This window comes from Methylobacterium sp. 4-46, assembly GCF_000019365.1.
Lineage (GTDB): Bacteria > Pseudomonadota > Alphaproteobacteria > Rhizobiales > Beijerinckiaceae > Methylobacterium.
The window spans coordinates 2478835-2494854 of record NC_010511.1 but is presented as its reverse complement, the minus strand read 5'-3'; the positions used below and the strand labels follow the sequence as shown (position 1 = coordinate 2494854).

The following is a 16020-nucleotide window of genomic DNA, read 5'->3' as shown; positions in this document are numbered from 1 at the left end:
CATCCGTTCACTCGGGACGCGCAGCCAGACGGAGGGCCCGATGCCGGAGGCCGATCCCAGGCCCGCCTTCCCGGTCGCCGCCGGGATCCTGTTCGGCCTCGGCCTGGGCGGCTTCTTCGACGGCATCGTGCTGCATCAGGTGCTGCAATGGCACCACATGCTGAGCAGCTGGTACCCGATCACCTCGCTCGCCGCGCTCGAGCGCAACACCCTGTGGGACGGGATCTTCCACAGCACGACCTACGTCTTCGTGGTGCTGGGCCTGTTCCTGCTCTGGCGACGGGCGCATCGTGACCGCCTGCGCTGGTCGGGCCTGCAGATGGCGGGTGCGGTGCTGGCAGGCTGGGGCCTGTTCAACCTCGTGGAGGGTGTGGTCGATCACCAGATCCTCGGCGTGCACCATGTCAACGAGAGCGTGGAGCGGTCGCGATGGCTGGCGTGGGATCTGGGGTTCCTGGCCTGGGGTGCGGTGATGCTGATGGCCGGGGCGGCCCTGCTGCGGGCGGGCCGCCGGCGCGCCGCCTCGCGCTGACGGCCCCGCGGCTGCGGGCGGCTCTGCCCTGGCTGGTCCTGGGTCTCGGGCTGGGCGCCGCCACCGCGCCGGCCTGGCGGGTGGCGCTCCTCGGCGCGGCGCCGAGCCTCGACGCCCTGCTGGCGATCCGCTGCGGGCCGTGAGGCCGCGGGCCGCTCCCCGCGCGGTGCAGGTCGAGGCGGAGGAGGGCCGCTCAGGCGACCTTGCGCGGCACCAGCCGCTCGCTCTGGAGCGCCTCGCGCGCCCCGGCGATGCCGGCCTCGGCGTACTCGGCGTCCTCGTTCACGCCCCAGACGTCGTAGAGGCGCTGGCCGGCCAGGATGTTCCGCGCCGTCAGCATGGCGGTCATCATGGCGTGGTCCTGGTTGTTGTACTTGTGCATGCCGTTGCGCCCGACGAGGTGCAGGGTCGGGTAGGCTCCCTCCAGGTCCCGGCGGATCGCCGCGACGTTGTCGCGATAGGCCTCGTCGTAGACCGGATAGGCCTTGGGCTGGCGCACCACGCAGGCATCCACCACGTCCTCGGCCCGGATCAGGCCGATCTGCGCGATCTCGCGCTTGGCCAGAGCCACCAGCTCCTCGTCCGGCGCGCTCCACAGGCCGTCGCCCTCGAAGCAGAAATATTCCAGCCCCAGGCAGGTATAGGCCGGGTCCGGAACCATCTCGGGCGACCAGGAGCGGAAGTTCTGCACCCGTCCGACCTTCACGCTCGGGTCGTGGATGTAGATCCAGTTGTCGGGAAAGTCCTCGGCACCGCGGGCGATCAGCGCCACCGTGATGAAGTCGCGGTAGGCGAGCGCGCGGGCGTGGAAGGTGGAGAGCGGCGCGGGCCGGATCGCCCGCACGAGGTCCTGGATCGCCGCCGAGGAGATCACGTGGCGGGCCGTGAAGGTCTCGCGGCTGCCGTCCCGGCGGCGGGCGCCCACCGTCCACAGGCCGCTGCCCTGGTCGAAGGACAGGCTCTCGACGCCGCGGTCGAGGAGGACCCGCCCGCCGAAGCCGTGGATCGCGGCGGTCGCCGCGTCCCACATCATGCCGGGGCCGCGGCGCGGATAGCGGAAGGACTCGATCAGCGTCTTGATCACCGGCTCGCCCGGCTTCGGCCGACCCCGCAGGCCGAGCGAGCGCACGAGCGCGTCGCGGATCGCCGCGCCGAGGTCGAGCCCCTTGATGCGCTGGGCCGCCCAATCGGCCGAGATCGCGTCGCAGGACATGCCCCACACCTTCTCGGTGTAGGTCTTGAAGAAGATCGAGAACAGGCGCTCGCCGAACTGGTTGCGCACCCACTCATGGAAGCTCCGCGGCTCCCGCACCGGCCGGGCGCGGGCGTAGAGGTAGGAGGCGACGCAGGCCGCGCTCTGCCACAGGCCGAGATTGCGCAGGGCCTCGAACGCCTTCAGCGGGTAGGCGTAGTAGCGGCCCTTGTAGTAGATCCGCGACAGGCGCGGCCGCTCGATGAAGTCGTCCGGCAGGATCTCGTTCCAGAGGTCCACCACCTCCTTCGACTTCGAGAAGAAGCGGTGGCCGCCGATGTCGAACAGGTAGCCCTTGTAATCGACGGTGCGGCTGATGCCGCCGACGCGCTCCGGATCCTTCTCCAGAACCGTGACGTCGCGGCCCGCCTTCGCGAGAAGGTAGGCGGCCGTCAGGCCGGCCGGCCCGGCGCCGATGACCAGCGTCTCGGTGTGCAGACTCATCGGGTTCGGCTCCGGTGTCGCCGGGGGGCGCGGCAGGTCGCGACGGATCTCGGCTGCCCGGGACATTAAGGATGAATGGGTAAACAACACCTCTCCGCGGGCGGGCGGCGCGCCGCGTATCCGGGGCGGGATCGCGGGCCGTAACCGGGGGGTAAGGGCGGCGTGGCAGGCAGGGGGCGCTCCCCGGGATCGACCGATGCTCCCCACCGCCCTCCTCCCCGCCCAGCCGCGCGCCGGCCGGCCGTCGCTCTTCGAGAGCCGGCCGGTCCTCTGGGGCCTCGTGGCGGTCGGGGCGGCGGGCGCCTTCGGGGCCCAAGCCTTCGTGCCGGTCCTGCGCGACCTCCACCTGCCGGACACCGACGACGCCATGCGCCTCGTCCAGGTGCGGGACTTCCTCGCCGGCCAGTCCTGGTTCGACGTCGGCCAGCACCGGCTGCTGCCGCCCGCCGGCGCCTCGATGCACTGGTCCCGCCTCGTCGACCTGCCGGTCGCGGCGCTGCTCCTGCTTCTGCGCCCGCTCGCGGGCGGCCAGGCCGAGGCGCTCGCCGCGGCACTCTGGCCGCCCCTGCTGTTCTGCCTCTACGGGGCCTGCCTGCTGGGCGGGGCGCGGCGCCTGTTCGGCGCCCGGGCCGCCCTCCTCGCCCTGTTCCTCGCCACGCAGGCCGCCCTCGTCACCGGCCTGTTCGCGCCCGGTCGCATCGACCATCACAACGTGCAGATCTGCGCCGTGCTCGCCCTCGCCCTGCGGCTGATGGGGCCGGCGCCGGGCTGGCGGGACGGGGCGGCGGCCGGCGCGCTCGCGGCCCTCTCGCTCGCGGTCGGGCTGGAGACCCTGCCCTTCATCGCGGCCGCCGGGCTCCTCGTCTGCGGGTCCTGGATCCTCTCCGGGGCGCGGGCGCTCGGGGCCTTCGCGGGGTTCGCGGCGGCGCTCGCCGCCGGGAGCCTCGGGCTGTTCGCCCTCACCACCGCGCCCGCGCAGTGGGGAGCGCCCGCCTGCGACGCGCTCTCGCCGCCCTGGCTGTGGATCGCCGCCTGCGCGGGCGCCACCGGCCTCGCGGCGGCGTCCCTGGGCGGGCGCCTCCCCACCCGCGCCGGCCGGCTCGCCGTCGCGGCGCTCGGCGCTGCCCTGATGGCGGCGGGATTCGCGCTCGTCGCGCCCGCCTGCCTCGGCGGCCCCTTCGCGGGCATGCCCGAGAGCGTGCGCCAGGGCTGGCTCGCCAAGGTCAGCGAGATGCTGCCGATCTGGCGCCACCTCGCCGAGATGCCGGGTCCGGCCCTCTCGGCCTACGGCCCCGAACTCGTCGGCGCGCTGGTCGCCACTTCCCTGGCGCGGCGCGGCCCGGCCGGGGAGCGGCGGGCCTGGACCGTGCTCGCGGGGGCCTTCTGGCTCGGCACCCTGCTCGGCACGCTGCAGTTCCGCGGCCTCTACGTGGCCTCCGGCTTCGTGGCGCTCGCGGGCGGGGCCGTGTTCGACCGCGTCCTCGGCCTGCTGCGCGCCCCGGAGGCCGATCCGCGCGCGCGGGCGGCGCTCCTCGCCGCCGGCCTCGGCCTGATCGGCAAGGTGTGGCTCGTCGCGGCGGCCCTCCCGGCGCTCGCCGGGCTGACGGCGCCGCCCCCCGGCGAGGGCGGCTGGGGCGCCTGCACCACGCGGGACGCCGCGGCGGCGCTCGCCGCCGCGCCGCCCGGGACGGTGCTGGCCCCGGTCGATCTCGGCCCCTTCCTGCTCCTCCACACCCCGCACGGGGTCGTGGCCGCGCCGTATCACCGCGCCGGCGAGGGGATCGCGGCCGCGCTCGACGCCTTCCGGGACGAGGCGGCCTTGCGCCGCGTGGCGGCCGAGCGGCGCGCCGCCTACATCGCGATCTGCCCGCCGGGGGAGGACGAGGAGGGCGGTCCGCCGCTCGTCCGCGACCTCGCCCGCGGCAAGGTCGCCCCGTCCTGGCTGGAGCCGATCCCGATGCCGCACGCCGCCCTGAAGGCGTGGCGCCTGCGCCCGACGCCGTGAGGCCGCCGGCCCCCTTGAGGATGCCGGCGCCCCGGGCCCTGCTCGCGGCTTTCCTCCTCTGCCTCCTCGGGGCGGGCGGCCTCGCAGTGGCGCGGGGCCCGGAGCCGGGCGGGATCGAGGAGCTGTGGATGCTGCTCTACGGCCCGCCGGATCTCGGCCCGGTCGATTTCGCCACGCTCACCCGCCGGCCGGGCGACGCCCTCGCCTGCGCGCCGGATGTCTGCCCGCGCGCCGCGGCGGACCTCGTGCCCCCGACCTGGCCGGTGGCGGGCGCGGCGCTTCGCGAGGTCGTCCGCAGGGTCGCGGCGGCCGAGCCGGACACCGAGCTCGTCTTCACCGACCGCTGGGGGGAGCAGGATCGCTTCGTCGCGCGTTCCCGCCTGATGCGTTTCCCCGACACGGTGACGGTCGAGATCGTCGGGCGCGGCGAGGGCGCCTCGACGCTCGCGCTCCACGCCCGCGGCCAGGTCGGGGCGGGCCTCCTCTCCGACAACCACGCCCGGCTGGCCCGCTGGCTAGACGGCGTGAGGACGATTCTGCGATGAGACGCCCGGACCACGCGCGCTTCCGCCCCCACACCGTGCCGCCGCTCGCCGCGCCGCCGCGGGATCCGGACGTGGTCGTGGTCGGGGCCGGGGCGGCCGGGATCGCGGCCGCGCGGCACTTGGCGGCGCGGGGCCTCGCGGTCGCGGTGCTGGAGGCGCGCGACCGCGTCGGCGGGCGGACCTTCACCACGACCCTGCGCGGCCACCCCGTCGATCTCGGCGCCCACTGGCTGCATGCCGGGCCGATCAATCCGCTGGTGGCGCTCGGCCGCGCGCGGGGCGAACCCCTGCGCCGGGCCGCGCAGGAGAGCCACCTGATGGTGGGGCGGCGCCGGGCGCGCCCGGCCGAGGACGCCGCCTACGGCCGCGCCTTCGCGCTCGCCGACCGGGCGATGACCGCGGGCGCCGCGCGGGGCGGGCCGGACCGGCCGGCCGCGACCGCCCTGCCGCCCGGGCTCGGCCCCTGGGGCGCGCGGGTCGCCCTGGTGCACGGCCTCGTCTCCGGCCGGCCGCTGGGCGAGGTGAGCCTGCACGACTTCCCCAGCATGGAGTACGGGGACAATTTCTTCGTCGCGGGCGGCTACGGCGCCTACCTCGCCCGGCTCGCGCGCGGGCTGCCGATCGCGCTCGGCGCGCCCGTGCGGGCGATCGACTGGTCGGGGCCCGGCGTCGCCATCGACGCGGGCCCGGCCGGGCGCCTGCGGGCGCGGGCCTGCCTCGTCACGGTCCCCGTGATGGTGCTTCAGGATGAGGACGGCCTGCGCTTCTCCCCTCCCCTGCCGCGGGCGGTGCGGCGGGCGATCGACGGGTTCCTGCCGGGGATCTACGAGCACGTGGTGCTGCACTGGCCCTCGGCCCCGTTCCGCGGCCGCGACCGGCTGGCGGGCCTCACCGGCGGGCGCCTGCAGCCGCCCGGGCTCCTGACCCGGGTCGACGGTAAGGCCTTCCACTATTTCGAGCTCGACCGTCCGCTGGCCGCGGCGCTCGACGCCGCCCGGGCCGGGCCGGACGGCGCCCGGCGCCTCGCCCGCGCGGCGCTCGCCGCCCATCTCGGGGCCGGGCGCCTCGCCGACCTCGCGGTCCCGGCAGTGAGCGAGTGGCGGCACGATCCCTGGTCGCGCGGCTCCTGGGCCGTGGTGCCGCCGGGCCACGCGCCCGCCCGCGAGACGCTCAAGGCGCCGGTCGGCGACCGGATCTGGTTCGCCGGCGAGGCCCTGTCGCGGCTGCAATGGGGCACGGCGGGCGGCGCCTACCAGGAGGGCGAGCGGGCCGCCGCCGCGATCGCGGCGGCCCTGGCCTGACCCCCGGCCTGGCCCCGGCCGCGGCCCTCAGAGCATGCTCGGCAGGACGCGGTCCGGCGGGCGGTGCCCGTCCAGGAAGGTCTTGATGTTGATGATGACCTTCTCGCCCATGTCGACGCGGCTCTCCTGCGTGGCCGAGCCCATGTGGGGCAGCAGCACGACCTTGCCGGCCTTGGCGAGCTTGACGAGGCGGGGGCTCACCGCCGGCTCCTGCTCGAACACGTCGAGCCCCGCCCCGGCGATGTCGCCGACCTCGATCAGGCGAGCGAGGGCGGTCTCGTCGATGATCTCGCCGCGGGCGGTGTTCACCACCACGGCCTCGGGCTTCAGGAGCTTGAGGCGGCGCGCCGAGAGCAGGTGATAGGTCGCGGGCGTGTGCGGGCAGTTCACCGACACGATGTCCACCCGCGCCAGCATCTGGTCGAGCGATTCCCAGTAGGTCGCCTCGAGCTCGGCCTCGGTGCGGGCCGCGACCCGGCGGCGGTTGTGGTAGTGGATCGACAGGCCGAAGGCCTTGGCGCGGCGCGCCAGCGCCTGGCCGATGCGCCCCATGCCGACGATGCCGAGGCGCTTGCCGGTGATGCGCCGCCCGAGCATCCAGGTCGGCGACCAGCCGGAGGTCCAGGCATCCTCCGGGATGATGCGCGCGCCCTCGGTGAGCCGCCGGGCCACCGCGAGGATCAGCGCCATCGTCATGTCGGCGGTGTCCTCGGTCAGCACGCCCGGCGTGTTGGTGACCGTGATCCCGCGCTGCAGGGCGGTGTCGACGTCGATGTGGTCGACGCCGTTGCCGAAATTCGCGATCAGCCGCAGGTTCGGCCCGGCCTGGGCCAGGACCGAGGCGTCGATCTCGTCCGTGACGGTCGGAACGAGCACGTCCGCCTCCTGGACGGCCTGCGCCAGGGCGGCCGGCGAGAGCGGCTTGTCGTCGTGGTTGAGCCGCGTGTCGAAGAGCTCGCGCATGCGCGTCTCCACCACGTCCGGCAGGCGCCTTGTCACGACCACGAGCGGCTTGCGCTTCAACGACGACACTGAACCCTCCCCGTCCCCGACCCGTGCCGACGCGGGCCCGGCAGCCCTTGTCCCGGCCTGCTCGCGCCCACGATAGGCGATGGCGCAGCCCGCCGGAAACCCCTCCGGCGACTTTGCCGTGCGGCAAAGCCGTCGACCTCTGCCACGGGCCGAGGGCGACGGGCTTTGACCCATGCCAAACCGACCCTTGCCGAACCGACGCTCGCCAAACCGACCCTTGCCATACCCGCGCGTCCGCGCCGAGCGACCGAGTCCGGACCGCTACGCTCCGTTAACCCTCATTCGGCCACACACGCAGACGAGAAGCCGGGCCGAAGCACGGCGCCGCGCCGTCCGCGCCGGCCTCTCTACGCATCTCTGGCGGCCGAGGCTACCGCCCCGCTGCAAAAAGTGATGCGGACCTTTGGTCCGACGACGGAGACGAGATCCGATGCCCTTCGCGCGCGCGGGTGCCCTCTTCACCGCTCTCCCGGCACTCCTCGCCGGAACCCTGGCGGCCCTGCTCGCCGCGGGCCCGGCCGGCGCGGCCGCGTCCGCGAAGGGGCCGGACGTCACCCTGGGCTCGCGCAGCGGGCTGCCGGTGCCCCGCTACGTCAGCCTCAAGACCGACCGCGTCAACCTGCGCGAGGGTCCCTCGAAGGACCACCGCACCCTCTGGGTGTTCCAGCGGGCGGGGCTGCCGGTCGAGATCGTGGCGGAATTCGAGAATTGGCGGCGCATCCGCGACTCGGAGGGGACCGAGGGCTGGGTGCTGCACTCGCTGCTCTCCGGGCGGCGCACCGCCGTCGTGCTGGCGCCGGGCGACAAGGCCGCACCGGTGCCGCTCTACGCCGAGCGGGAGGGCGGCGGCGGAGTCGTGGCCCAGCTCCAGGCCGGGGTCATCGGCAGCGTGAAATCGTGCAACGGCACCTGGTGCCGCCTGATCGTCGCGCTGCCGCAGAAGCGCGGGGACGTGGACGGCTACATGCGCCAGGACCGCCTCTGGGGCGTGTATCCGAACGAGAAAGTGGAGTAGCGCGGGGCGCCCGCGACGCGAGGGCGGCTGCGCGCCGCGATTCCCGCGCCGGATCCGCCCTCTCCGCGGCCGAACCAGGATGCTCTCAGGGCGCTGCGCCACGGCGGCGTGCCCGCCCGGGCGGAGCCAGGCCGCCCGCGCAGGACCCGCGCTCGGATCCTGGGACTCGGATCCTGGGAAAAGCCGTCAGGTCCGGCGGCGCAGCCGCACGATCACCTCGACGCCCGCGATCTCCATGCCCTCGGGAGGCTGGGGAAGCGCGTCGACGGTGATGCCGCAATCCGGCATGTCGAGCACCTGCCCTTCCTCCTCCAGGAAGAAATGGTGGTGCTCGCTCGGGTTGGTGTCGAAATAGGCCTTCGAGCCGTCGAGCGCGAGCTGGCGCAGCAGCCCCGCCTCGGTGAACTGGTGCAGCGTGTTGTAGACGGTGGCGAGCGACACCGGCACCTTCGCCCGCATCGCCTCGTCGTAGAGCATCTCCGCCGTCAGGTGCCGGTCGCCCTTGCCGAACAGCAGCCAGCCGAGCGAGAGGCGCTGACGCGTCGGGCGCAGGCCCGCGCGGCGCAGGCGGTCGCGCAGCTCCGAGAGCGGACAGCCGCGACGCTGTCCCGCCGCGCCGTCGGACGGCGAGGCCGGGGCGCGGGCGCTGAGCACGGCATGCAGGGGCGTCAGGTCGTTCATCAGCCAGACAATCAGCGTTCGAGCGGGCGGTGATACGGTACGGTTATACGGACAGGGCGCCACCGCCGCAACCCGAACAGGGCCCCCACTCCGCAGATCAGAAATGTTATAGTTCCGGCCTGCGGGGCACGGCGGCGGCTTTGCGGCGGCGGCTTTGAAGCGCAGGGCACCCTATGCTACAGGCGCCGCTCTGCGGGCCGCGCCTCGCCGCGGGCCGGACGGTTCGCGGCGGGTCGCGAGACCCGCCCGTTCCCCACTCCAGACCAAGGATCGCTCCGTCTCCATGGCCGCCGACACACCCGCCGCCGACGCCCCGAACCGGCCCTCGCAGTTCTCCTACGAGGACCTGCTCGCCTGCGGCCGTGGGGAGATGTTCGGTGCCGGCAACGCGCAGCTGCCGCTGCCCCCGATGCTGATGTTCGACCGGATCACGTCGATCGGCCAGGAGGGCGGGGTGCACGGCAAGGGGCACGTGCGGGCGGAGCTCGATGTGCGGCCGGACCTCTGGTTCTTCCCCTGCCACTTCCACGGCGACCCGGTCATGCCCGGCTGCCTCGGCCTCGACGCGCTCTGGCAGATGGTCGGCTTCTATCTCGGCTGGCTCGGCGCGCCCGGCCGCGGCCGGGCGCTCGGCGTCGGCGAGGTCAAGCTCGCGGGCCAGGTCCTGCCGAGCGTGAAGCGGGTCGTCTACGGCGTCGATCTCAAGCGCGTGCGCCAGGGCCGCCTCGTGCTCGGCATCGCGGATGGCTGGCTCGAAGCCGACGGGGAGCGCGTCTACGACGCCAAGGACCTGCGGGTCGGGCTGTTTCAGGCGGTCACGCCGGCGGGCGGCTGACAGACCTGCCCCAACGGACGGTTGAGATCGGCCCGGGACGGGCCTAGGTGACAAGGAGACGGCGCTTTCCACGCCGCGAAGGAGGGCTGCGATCGTCATGAGGCGCGTCGCGATCACCGGGATGGGCATCGTCTCATCCATCGGCAACACCACCCAGGAGGTGCTGGCATCCCTCCGCGAGGCGCGCTCCGGCATCACCCGGGCCGAGCCCTTCGCCGCCCACGGCTTCCGCTGCCAGGTCCAGGGCGCACCGACCCTCGATCCCGAGACGGTGGTCGACCGGCGCGCCATGCGCTTCCACGGCGGCGGCACCGCCTGGAACCACGTGGCGATGGAGCAGGCGATCCGGGACGCGGGCCTCGAGGAGAGCGAGGTCTCGCACGAGCGGACCGGCATCATCATGGGCTCGGGCGGACCCTCGACCCACGCCATCGTGGAGGCGGCCGACATCGCGCGGGCCAAGGGCCCCAAGCGCGTCGGCCCCTTCGCGGTGCCCAAGGCGATGTCCTCCACCGCCTCCGCCACGCTCGCCACTTGGTTCAAGATCAAGGGCGTGAACTACTCGATCTCGTCCGCCTGCGCCACGTCGAACCACTGCATCGGCAACGCCGCCGAGATCATCCAGGCCGGGCGCCAGGACATCATCTTCGCGGGCGGCTGCGAGGAGCTCGACTGGACGCTGTCCGTGCTGTTCGACGCGATGGGCGCGATGTCGGCGAAGTACAACGACACGCCGGCGCGGGCCTCGCGCGCCTACGACGCGGCGCGCGACGGCTTCGTGATCGCCGGCGGAGCCGGGGTGCTGGTGCTGGAGGAATTGGAGCACGCCAAGGCCCGCGGCGCGCGCATCTACGGCGAGATCGCCGGCTACGGCGCCACCTCGGACGGGCACGACATGGTGGCGCCCTCGGGCGAGGGCGCCGTGCGCTGCATGCGCCAGGCCCTGGAGGGGCTCAAGGGCGTCAAGATCGACTACATCAACCCGCACGCCACCTCGACGCCGGTCGGCGACGAGAAGGAGATCGAGGCGATCCGCGAGGTGTTCGGCAGCGGCGAATCCTGCCCGCCGATCGCCGCCACCAAGTCGCTCACCGGGCACTCGCTCGGCGCGACCGGGGTGCAGGAGGCGATCTACTCGCTGCTGATGATGAACAACGGCTTCATCTGCGAGAGCGCCAACATCGAGGAGCTCGACCCGGCCTTCGCCGACATGCCGATCCTGCGCCGCCGGGTGGACGATGCCCGGCTCGGCCACGTGCTGTCGAACTCCTTCGGCTTCGGCGGCACCAACGCCACGCTCGTGCTCAAGCACGTCGACGCCTGACGAGACCTGACGGAACCGCAACCAGGAGAGCCGGCGTGACAGGTTTGATGGCAGGCAAGCGCGGCCTCGTGCTGGGGGTCGCGAACGACCACTCCATCGCCTGGGGCATCGCCAAGGCCCTCGCGGCGCAGGGGGCGGAGCTCGCCTTCACGTATCAGGGCGAGGCGCTGGGGCGGCGGGTGACGCCCCTCGCGCACTCCCTCGGGTCGCGCATCGTGCTGCCCTGCGACGTGGAGGATCCGGCGAGCGTCGCGGCGGTCTTCTCCGCCCTCGACGACCACTGGCCGGAGGGATTCGACTTCCTGGTCCACGCCATCGGCTATTCCGACAAGGCGCAGCTCAAGGGCCGCTACGTCGACGTCACCACGCGCGAGAACTTCTCCCGCACGATGGTGATCTCCTGCTTCTCCTTCACGGAGCTGGCGCAGCGGGCGGCGAAGAGGCTGCGGCCGGGCGGCACGCTCCTGACCCTCACCTTCGGCGGCGCGACGCGGGTGATGCCGAACTACAACGTGATGGGGCTCGCCAAGGCGGCGCTCGAAGCCTCGGTGCGCTACCTCGCGGCCGATCTCGGCCCGGACGGGATCCGGGTCAACGCCATCTCGGCGGGGCCGGTGCGCACGCTCGCGGGGGCGGGCATCGCGGATGCGCGGCTCATGTTCAACCACCAGCGCGCCCATTCGCCCCTGCGCCGCAACGCGACGATCGAGGAGATCGGCGGGGCGGCCCTCTACCTGCTGTCCGACCTGTCGGGCGGGGTCACGGGGGAGGTCCACTTCGTCGATTCCGGCTTCAACATCATCGCGATGCCCCGCCCGGCGGTGCTGAAGGCGCAGGACGACGCGGGCGTGGTGGGGGATTGAGGCCGCCCCGCGCGGGCCTTCCCTGCGCAGCGGCGACGCGGAATAGCGTCTGGCGCCGCCGCGGGCGCTCTGCGAAGCTCGCGGCGGCGCTGCGTCAGGAGCCTCGCCCATGTCCGATGAGATCGCCCGCCGGATCGCGCAAGGCGCCGGCCGCGCGCCCGCCGACCTGGTGATTCGGGACGCGCGGCTCCTCGACCTCGTCACGGGCGACCTCGTCGACACCGACATCGCGGTCTGCGGCGACGGGATCGTCGGCACCTACGGGGAATACGCGGGCACCCGGGTGATCGAGGCCGAGGGCCGCGTCGCGGTGCCCGGCTTCATCGACACCCACCTCCACGTCGAATCCTCGCTCATCACCCCGCACGAATTCGACCGCTGCGTGCTGCCGCACGGGGTCACCACGGCGATCTGGGATCCGCACGAACTCGCCAACGTGCTCGGCACCGCGGCCTTCGACTACGCGCTCCAGGCCGCGCGCGAGACCGTGATGGACATCCGCGTCCAGCTCTCCTCCTGCGTGCCGGCGACCGATCTCGAATCCTCCGGTGCCCGGATCGAGGCGGAGGCCCTCCGCCCCTACCGCGACCATCCGGGCTCCCTCGGCCTCGCCGAGTTCATGAACTTCCCCGGAATCGTGGCCGGCGATCCCGCCTGCCTCGCCAAGCTCGCGCTCTTCGCCGGCCGCCACGTCGACGGCCACGCCCCGCTCCTGTCGGGCCGCGACCTCAACGCCTACGTGGCGGCGGGCATCCGCACCGACCACGAGACCACGGGCCCGGCCGAGGCCCTGGAGAAGATCCGCAAAGGCATGACCGTGCTGATCCGCGAGGGCTCGGTCTCCAAGGACCTGCGCGCCCTCGCCCCCCTGCTCACGGTGGCGACCTCGCCCTTCCTCGCCTTCTGCACGGATGACCGCAACCCGCTCGACATTGCCGAGGAGGGGCACCTCGACGCCCTCATCCGCATGGCGATCGGGCTCGGGGTGGCGCCCCTCGCCGCCTACCGGGCCGCCTCGCTCAGCGCCGCGACGGCCTTCGGCCTCGCGGACCGGGGCATGATCGCCCCGGGGCGGCGGGCCGACATCGTGCTCCTCGACGACGTCGAGACCTGCGCGGTGGCGCGGGTGATCGCGGGCGGGCGGCCCGCCGAGGAGGCGCTCGCCGCGCCGCGGACCCGCACCCCGGCGCCGGGGCGCGGCAGCGTCAAGGCCGCGCCGGTCGCGCCCGAGGCCTTCCGGGTCGCGGCGGCCCCGGGCGAGACCTCGGTGATCGGGGTCGTGCCCGGCCGCATCATCACCGAGCACCGCCGCCTGACGCTGCCCGCCCGGGACGGGGCGGCCCTGTGCGACCTCGCGCAGGACGCCGTGAAGGTGGCGGTGATCGCCCGCCACGGCGCGCCCGGCATGGCCTGCGGCTTCGTCCAGGGCTTCGGGCTGAGGCGGGGCGCCATCGCCTCCTCGGTCGGGCACGACAGCCACAATCTCTGCGTGGTCGGCGCCGACGAGGCGGACATGGCGCTGGCCGTCAACCGGCTGATCGCGCTCCAGGGCGGCTTCGTCGTCGCCGAGGGCGGCGCGGTGCGGGCGGAGCTCGCGCTCCCGATCGCCGGGCTGATGAGCGACCTGCCCTTCGAGGCGGTGCGGGACGCGCTGCACCCCTTGCGCGAGGCGGCGCGCGGCCTCGGCTGCACCCTGCCCGAGCCCTTCCTGCAGGTCGCCTTCCTGCCCCTCCCGATGATCCCGCACCTCAAGATCACCGACAGGGGCCTCGTCGACGTCGACCGGATGCGGATCCTGCCGTGAGGGCCGCGCCGGCGGTTGTGTTCGGCGTCGGGGCCGCCTAACTCGGGGCGGCGCGCTGCTGCGGCGCAGCAGAGAGGAATCCGGATGGCGACCCGCACCCCCAGGCCCGCCCCGCGCGAGGTCCCGGTCATCGACGGCATCGCGGAGCTCGCCTCCGGCTTCGACGTGATCCTCTGCGACGTCTGGGGCGTGCTGCACGACGGCCTGCGGGCCCACCGCTCCGCGAGCGAGGCGCTGTCCCGGTTCCGGGCGCTGCCGGGTGAGCGCCCGCGCCGGGTCGTGCTGGTCTCGAACGCGCCCCGTCCCGGCGAGGCCGTGAGGGCGCAGCTCGACGGGTTCGGCGTCCCGCGCGAGGCCTATGACGGGATCGTCACCTCCGGCGACCTGACGCGCGCCCTGATCGAGGCGCGGCCGGGGGCGCCGCTCTACCATCTCGGGCCCGAGCGCGACCTGCCGATCTTCGAGGGGCTGTCGGTGCGCCGCGCCCCGCCCGAGGAGGCCGCGCAGGTGGTCTGTACCGGGCTGTTCGACGACGAGGTCGAGACGGCCGAGGATTACCGCCCGGTCCTGGCGGGCCTCAGCGCCCGCGGCCTGCCGATGATCTGCGCCAATCCCGACCTCGTCGTGGAGCGGGGGGCGCGGCTCATCCCCTGCGCGGGGGCGCTGGCGGGCCTCTACGAGGCGCTCGGCGGGGAGGTGATCTATGCCGGCAAGCCGCACCGGCCGGTCTACGAGGCCGCGCTGGCGAAGGCCGCGGCCGTGGACGGCGCGGCGCCGGCGGCCCCGGAGCGCGTCCTGGCGGTCGGCGACGCGATCCGCACCGACATCGCCGGGGCGAGCGGGTTCGGCATCGCCTCGGTGCTGGTGGCGCGCGGCATCCACGCGGAGGAGCTCGGCTGCCACGCCGGCGAGCCGGTCGGCGAGATCGCCCATTGGCTGGAGGGGCAACCCGTCCACCCGGACGCGGTGATCGACCTGCTGCGCTGGTGATCAGGCGAAGAGCGCGTCGATCGCGTCCTGGGGCGTCTCCGGCCCCTTCAGCTGCGGCCCGTTGAGGAGCAGCGTCTCGCGGCGGGCCTGGCGCTGGGCCTCGTCCTGGTCGACCTCGCCGTCGCCGACCTTCACCACCGTCGCGAAGTGGTTCAGGCGCTTCTCCACCTGCCCGAGGGCGTCGACCACCTTGGCGATCCGCTGGCCGGTAATGTCCTGGAACGAGCAGGCCTCGAAGATCTGGAAGACCTCCGCCTCGACCTTGGCCCGGTAGCCCTCGAGCGTGTCGTCCTCGATCGCCAGGATGCCCTCGGCGACCTCCATGATCCGGTTGGTCGCGCTCGCGGTCGCGGTCACGACGCTGCCGAGCTCGTCATGCGCCATCGGCAGGCGGTCGCGGCGCAGCTCGTTCGCCCGCAGATGGGCGATCGCCTGCTTCAGCCGCTTGATGTACTCGGCGATCTCCACGAGGTCGCGGACGATCGTGGACGGATCCACCCCGGCGGGCGGGTCGGCCTCGCCGCGCGAAGCCGTCTTGCGGGACTTCTGTCGCATGAGCATCGTGATCAGCCGCGCCGTCGTGTCCTTGATCAAGGCACCGCTCCTTCACGGGAGGCCGCGGCCCCGGGGCCGGCGCGGCGGGCGCGGCCCGGCGGGCCGCGCCGGCCTTCCAGTGCGGCGGGCGTCCCCCCGGCGCGCGCCGCGCAGCCCTCCGGGCCCGACCGTCAGGCGCCGCACACCGCCTCGATCTTCGTCTTCAGCGTCTGCGCGTTGAAGGGTTTCACGATGTAGTTGTTCACGCCGGCCTTCTTGGCGGCGATGACGTTCTCGGTCTTCGACTCGGCCGTCACCATGATGAAGGGGGTCGTGCGCAGCGCGTCGTCGGCGCGGACGTGGCGCAGCAACTCGTAGCCCGTCATCGGCTCCATGTTCCAGTCGGAGATCACGAGGCCGTACTTCTTCTGCTTGAGCTTCGCGAGCGCGCCCGTGCCGTCGGACGCGTCGTCCACGTCCTCGAAGCCCAGCTGCTTCAGAAGGTTGCGAATGATGCGGACCATCGTCTGGTAATCGTCCACGACGAGGATCGGCATGCTGAGGTCAAGGGCCATCAGTCCGGCTCCGTTAGCAGGCAGGACGCGTTCAGCGCGCGCCGCGGCCCGTACGATGATGAGGGGAAGCACCGGGCGGCGCTTCTGATCAGACGTGTAGTCCGGGCGCCTTGCGAAGCGGTTAATCGCAAGCGGGATCAGTCGAGTGGTCAGGACGCGGAGGCCGCGATCCCCGGAAATCACCGCCGATTCAAGGCAATGCGCTCGCCCCGCCTTCCGACCTAGGCAATCCGTCGCAGGTGACGCTGGGAACGGGAAATTTACCGACCGTCCGGGAGCGGGCCGCGA

15 protein-coding genes are annotated in these 16020 nt (G+C 73.6%); 10 read left to right on the top strand and 5 right to left on the bottom strand.

Going from position 1 to position 16020, the window contains the following annotated elements; all coding sequences use genetic code 11:
* The first annotated feature begins 40 nt into the window (after positions 1 to 40).
* Positions 41 to 532, top strand: a complete 492-nt coding sequence (locus M446_RS10630) for a DUF2243 domain-containing protein (protein WP_012332107.1) — start codon at positions 41 to 43, stop codon at positions 530 to 532.
* A 193-nt stretch (positions 533 to 725) separates the two neighbouring features.
* Here the strand turns inward: M446_RS10630 and M446_RS10625 are convergent, their stop codons facing one another.
* Positions 726 to 2228 carry an NAD(P)/FAD-dependent oxidoreductase gene (locus tag M446_RS10625; RefSeq protein WP_012332106.1) on the bottom strand — a complete coding sequence of 501 codons (1503 nt, stop codon included), beginning with the start codon at positions 2226 to 2228 and terminating at the stop codon, positions 726 to 728.
* 196 nt (positions 2229 to 2424) lie between these two features.
* Here M446_RS10625 and M446_RS10620 point away from each other — a divergent pair, with 196 nt between their 5' ends.
* From M446_RS10620 to M446_RS10610, 3 genes are read left to right on the top strand one after another with little or no spacing between them, the layout of a single operon-like run.
* Complete coding sequence (locus M446_RS10620; RefSeq protein ID WP_012332105.1) at positions 2425 to 4233, top strand: hypothetical protein; 1809 nt, start codon at positions 2425 to 2427, stop codon at positions 4231 to 4233.
* Positions 4234 to 4253: 20 nt separating this feature from the next.
* Positions 4254 to 4778 carry a hypothetical protein gene (locus M446_RS10615; protein ID WP_012332104.1) on the top strand — a complete coding sequence of 175 codons (525 nt, stop codon included), beginning with the start codon at positions 4254 to 4256 and terminating at the stop codon, positions 4776 to 4778.
* A complete protein-coding gene (locus M446_RS10610; protein WP_012332103.1) occupies positions 4775 to 6079 on the top strand; it encodes a flavin monoamine oxidase family protein in 1305 nt (434 codons plus the stop codon). The genes M446_RS10615 and M446_RS10610 overlap by 4 nt, the downstream gene beginning before the upstream one ends.
* A 27-nt stretch (positions 6080 to 6106) precedes the next feature.
* Here M446_RS10610 and M446_RS10605 read toward each other — a convergent pair whose 3' ends face one another.
* Entirely contained in the window at positions 6107 to 7111 is a 1005-nt protein-coding gene (locus M446_RS10605) for a 2-hydroxyacid dehydrogenase (RefSeq protein ID WP_012332102.1), read from the bottom strand.
* 430 nt (positions 7112 to 7541) lie between these two features.
* On the opposite strand from M446_RS10605, the gene M446_RS10600 reads away from it, so the two are divergent.
* Positions 7542 to 8126: an SH3 domain-containing protein gene (locus M446_RS10600; protein ID WP_012332101.1), complete on the top strand. Its 585-nt coding sequence runs from the start codon at positions 7542 to 7544 to the stop codon at positions 8124 to 8126.
* A 186-nt stretch (positions 8127 to 8312) separates the two neighbouring features.
* Here M446_RS10600 and irrA read toward each other — a convergent pair whose 3' ends face one another.
* Positions 8313 to 8807: an iron response transcriptional regulator IrrA gene (irrA, locus tag M446_RS10595; RefSeq protein WP_012332100.1), complete on the bottom strand. Its 495-nt coding sequence runs from the start codon at positions 8805 to 8807 to the stop codon at positions 8313 to 8315.
* Between the two features lie 283 nt (positions 8808 to 9090).
* Between irrA and fabA the strand changes: the two genes are divergently transcribed.
* From fabA to M446_RS10570, 5 genes are all read left to right on the top strand, one after another.
* Positions 9091 to 9642, top strand: coding sequence for a 3-hydroxyacyl-[acyl-carrier-protein] dehydratase FabA (gene fabA / locus M446_RS10590; RefSeq protein WP_012332099.1), 552 nt, complete (start codon positions 9091 to 9093; stop codon positions 9640 to 9642).
* Positions 9643 to 9739: 97 nt separating this feature from the next.
* Positions 9740 to 10966 carry a beta-ketoacyl-ACP synthase I gene (gene fabB, locus M446_RS10585; protein WP_012332098.1) on the top strand — a complete coding sequence of 409 codons (1227 nt, stop codon included), beginning with the start codon at positions 9740 to 9742 and terminating at the stop codon, positions 10964 to 10966.
* Between the two features lie 35 nt (positions 10967 to 11001).
* On the top strand, positions 11002 to 11829 hold the full coding sequence (fabI, locus tag M446_RS10580; protein ID WP_012332097.1) for an enoyl-ACP reductase FabI: 828 nt from the start codon (positions 11002 to 11004) through the stop codon (positions 11827 to 11829).
* Between the two features lie 109 nt (positions 11830 to 11938).
* Positions 11939 to 13633 carry an adenine deaminase gene (gene ade / locus M446_RS10575; protein ID WP_012332096.1) on the top strand — a complete coding sequence of 565 codons (1695 nt, stop codon included), beginning with the start codon at positions 11939 to 11941 and terminating at the stop codon, positions 13631 to 13633.
* Positions 13634 to 13717: 84 nt separating this feature from the next.
* Positions 13718 to 14623 carry a TIGR01459 family HAD-type hydrolase gene (locus tag M446_RS10570; protein ID WP_012332095.1) on the top strand — a complete coding sequence of 302 codons (906 nt, stop codon included), beginning with the start codon at positions 13718 to 13720 and terminating at the stop codon, positions 14621 to 14623.
* Here the strand turns inward: M446_RS10570 and M446_RS10565 are convergent, their stop codons facing one another.
* Positions 14624 to 15217 carry a protein phosphatase CheZ gene (locus M446_RS10565; RefSeq protein WP_012332094.1) on the bottom strand — a complete coding sequence of 198 codons (594 nt, stop codon included), beginning with the start codon at positions 15215 to 15217 and terminating at the stop codon, positions 14624 to 14626.
* Between the two features lie 131 nt (positions 15218 to 15348).
* The gene (locus M446_RS10560; protein WP_012332093.1) at positions 15349 to 15732 is read right to left on the bottom strand and encodes a response regulator; all 384 of its coding nucleotides are present in this window, start codon (positions 15730 to 15732) and stop codon (positions 15349 to 15351) included.
* Between the last annotated feature and the right edge of the window lie 288 nt (positions 15733 to 16020).

Excerpts from the sequence above, each read along its gene's own strand:
- M446_RS10630 (WP_012332107.1), top strand. The coding sequence starts at position 41 with ATGCCGGAGGCCGATCCCAGGCCCGCCTTCCCGGTCGCCGCCGGGATC.
- M446_RS10625 (WP_012332106.1), bottom strand. The coding sequence starts at position 2,228 with ATGAGTCTGCACACCGAGACGCTGGTCATCGGCGCCGGGCCGGCCGGC.
- M446_RS10620 (WP_012332105.1), top strand. The coding sequence starts at position 2,425 with ATGCTCCCCACCGCCCTCCTCCCCGCCCAGCCGCGCGCCGGCCGGCCG.
- M446_RS10615 (WP_012332104.1), top strand. The coding sequence starts at position 4,254 with ATGCCGGCGCCCCGGGCCCTGCTCGCGGCTTTCCTCCTCTGCCTCCTC.
- M446_RS10610 (WP_012332103.1), top strand. The coding sequence starts at position 4,775 with ATGAGACGCCCGGACCACGCGCGCTTCCGCCCCCACACCGTGCCGCCG.
- M446_RS10600 (WP_012332101.1), top strand. The coding sequence starts at position 7,542 with ATGCCCTTCGCGCGCGCGGGTGCCCTCTTCACCGCTCTCCCGGCACTC.
- irrA (WP_012332100.1), bottom strand. The coding sequence starts at position 8,807 with ATGAACGACCTGACGCCCCTGCATGCCGTGCTCAGCGCCCGCGCCCCG.
- fabA (WP_012332099.1), top strand. The coding sequence starts at position 9,091 with ATGGCCGCCGACACACCCGCCGCCGACGCCCCGAACCGGCCCTCGCAG.
- fabB (WP_012332098.1), top strand. The coding sequence starts at position 9,740 with ATGAGGCGCGTCGCGATCACCGGGATGGGCATCGTCTCATCCATCGGC.
- ade (WP_012332096.1), top strand. The coding sequence starts at position 11,939 with ATGTCCGATGAGATCGCCCGCCGGATCGCGCAAGGCGCCGGCCGCGCG.
- M446_RS10570 (WP_012332095.1), top strand. The coding sequence starts at position 13,718 with ATGGCGACCCGCACCCCCAGGCCCGCCCCGCGCGAGGTCCCGGTCATC.
- M446_RS10560 (WP_012332093.1), bottom strand. The coding sequence starts at position 15,732 with ATGGCCCTTGACCTCAGCATGCCGATCCTCGTCGTGGACGATTACCAG.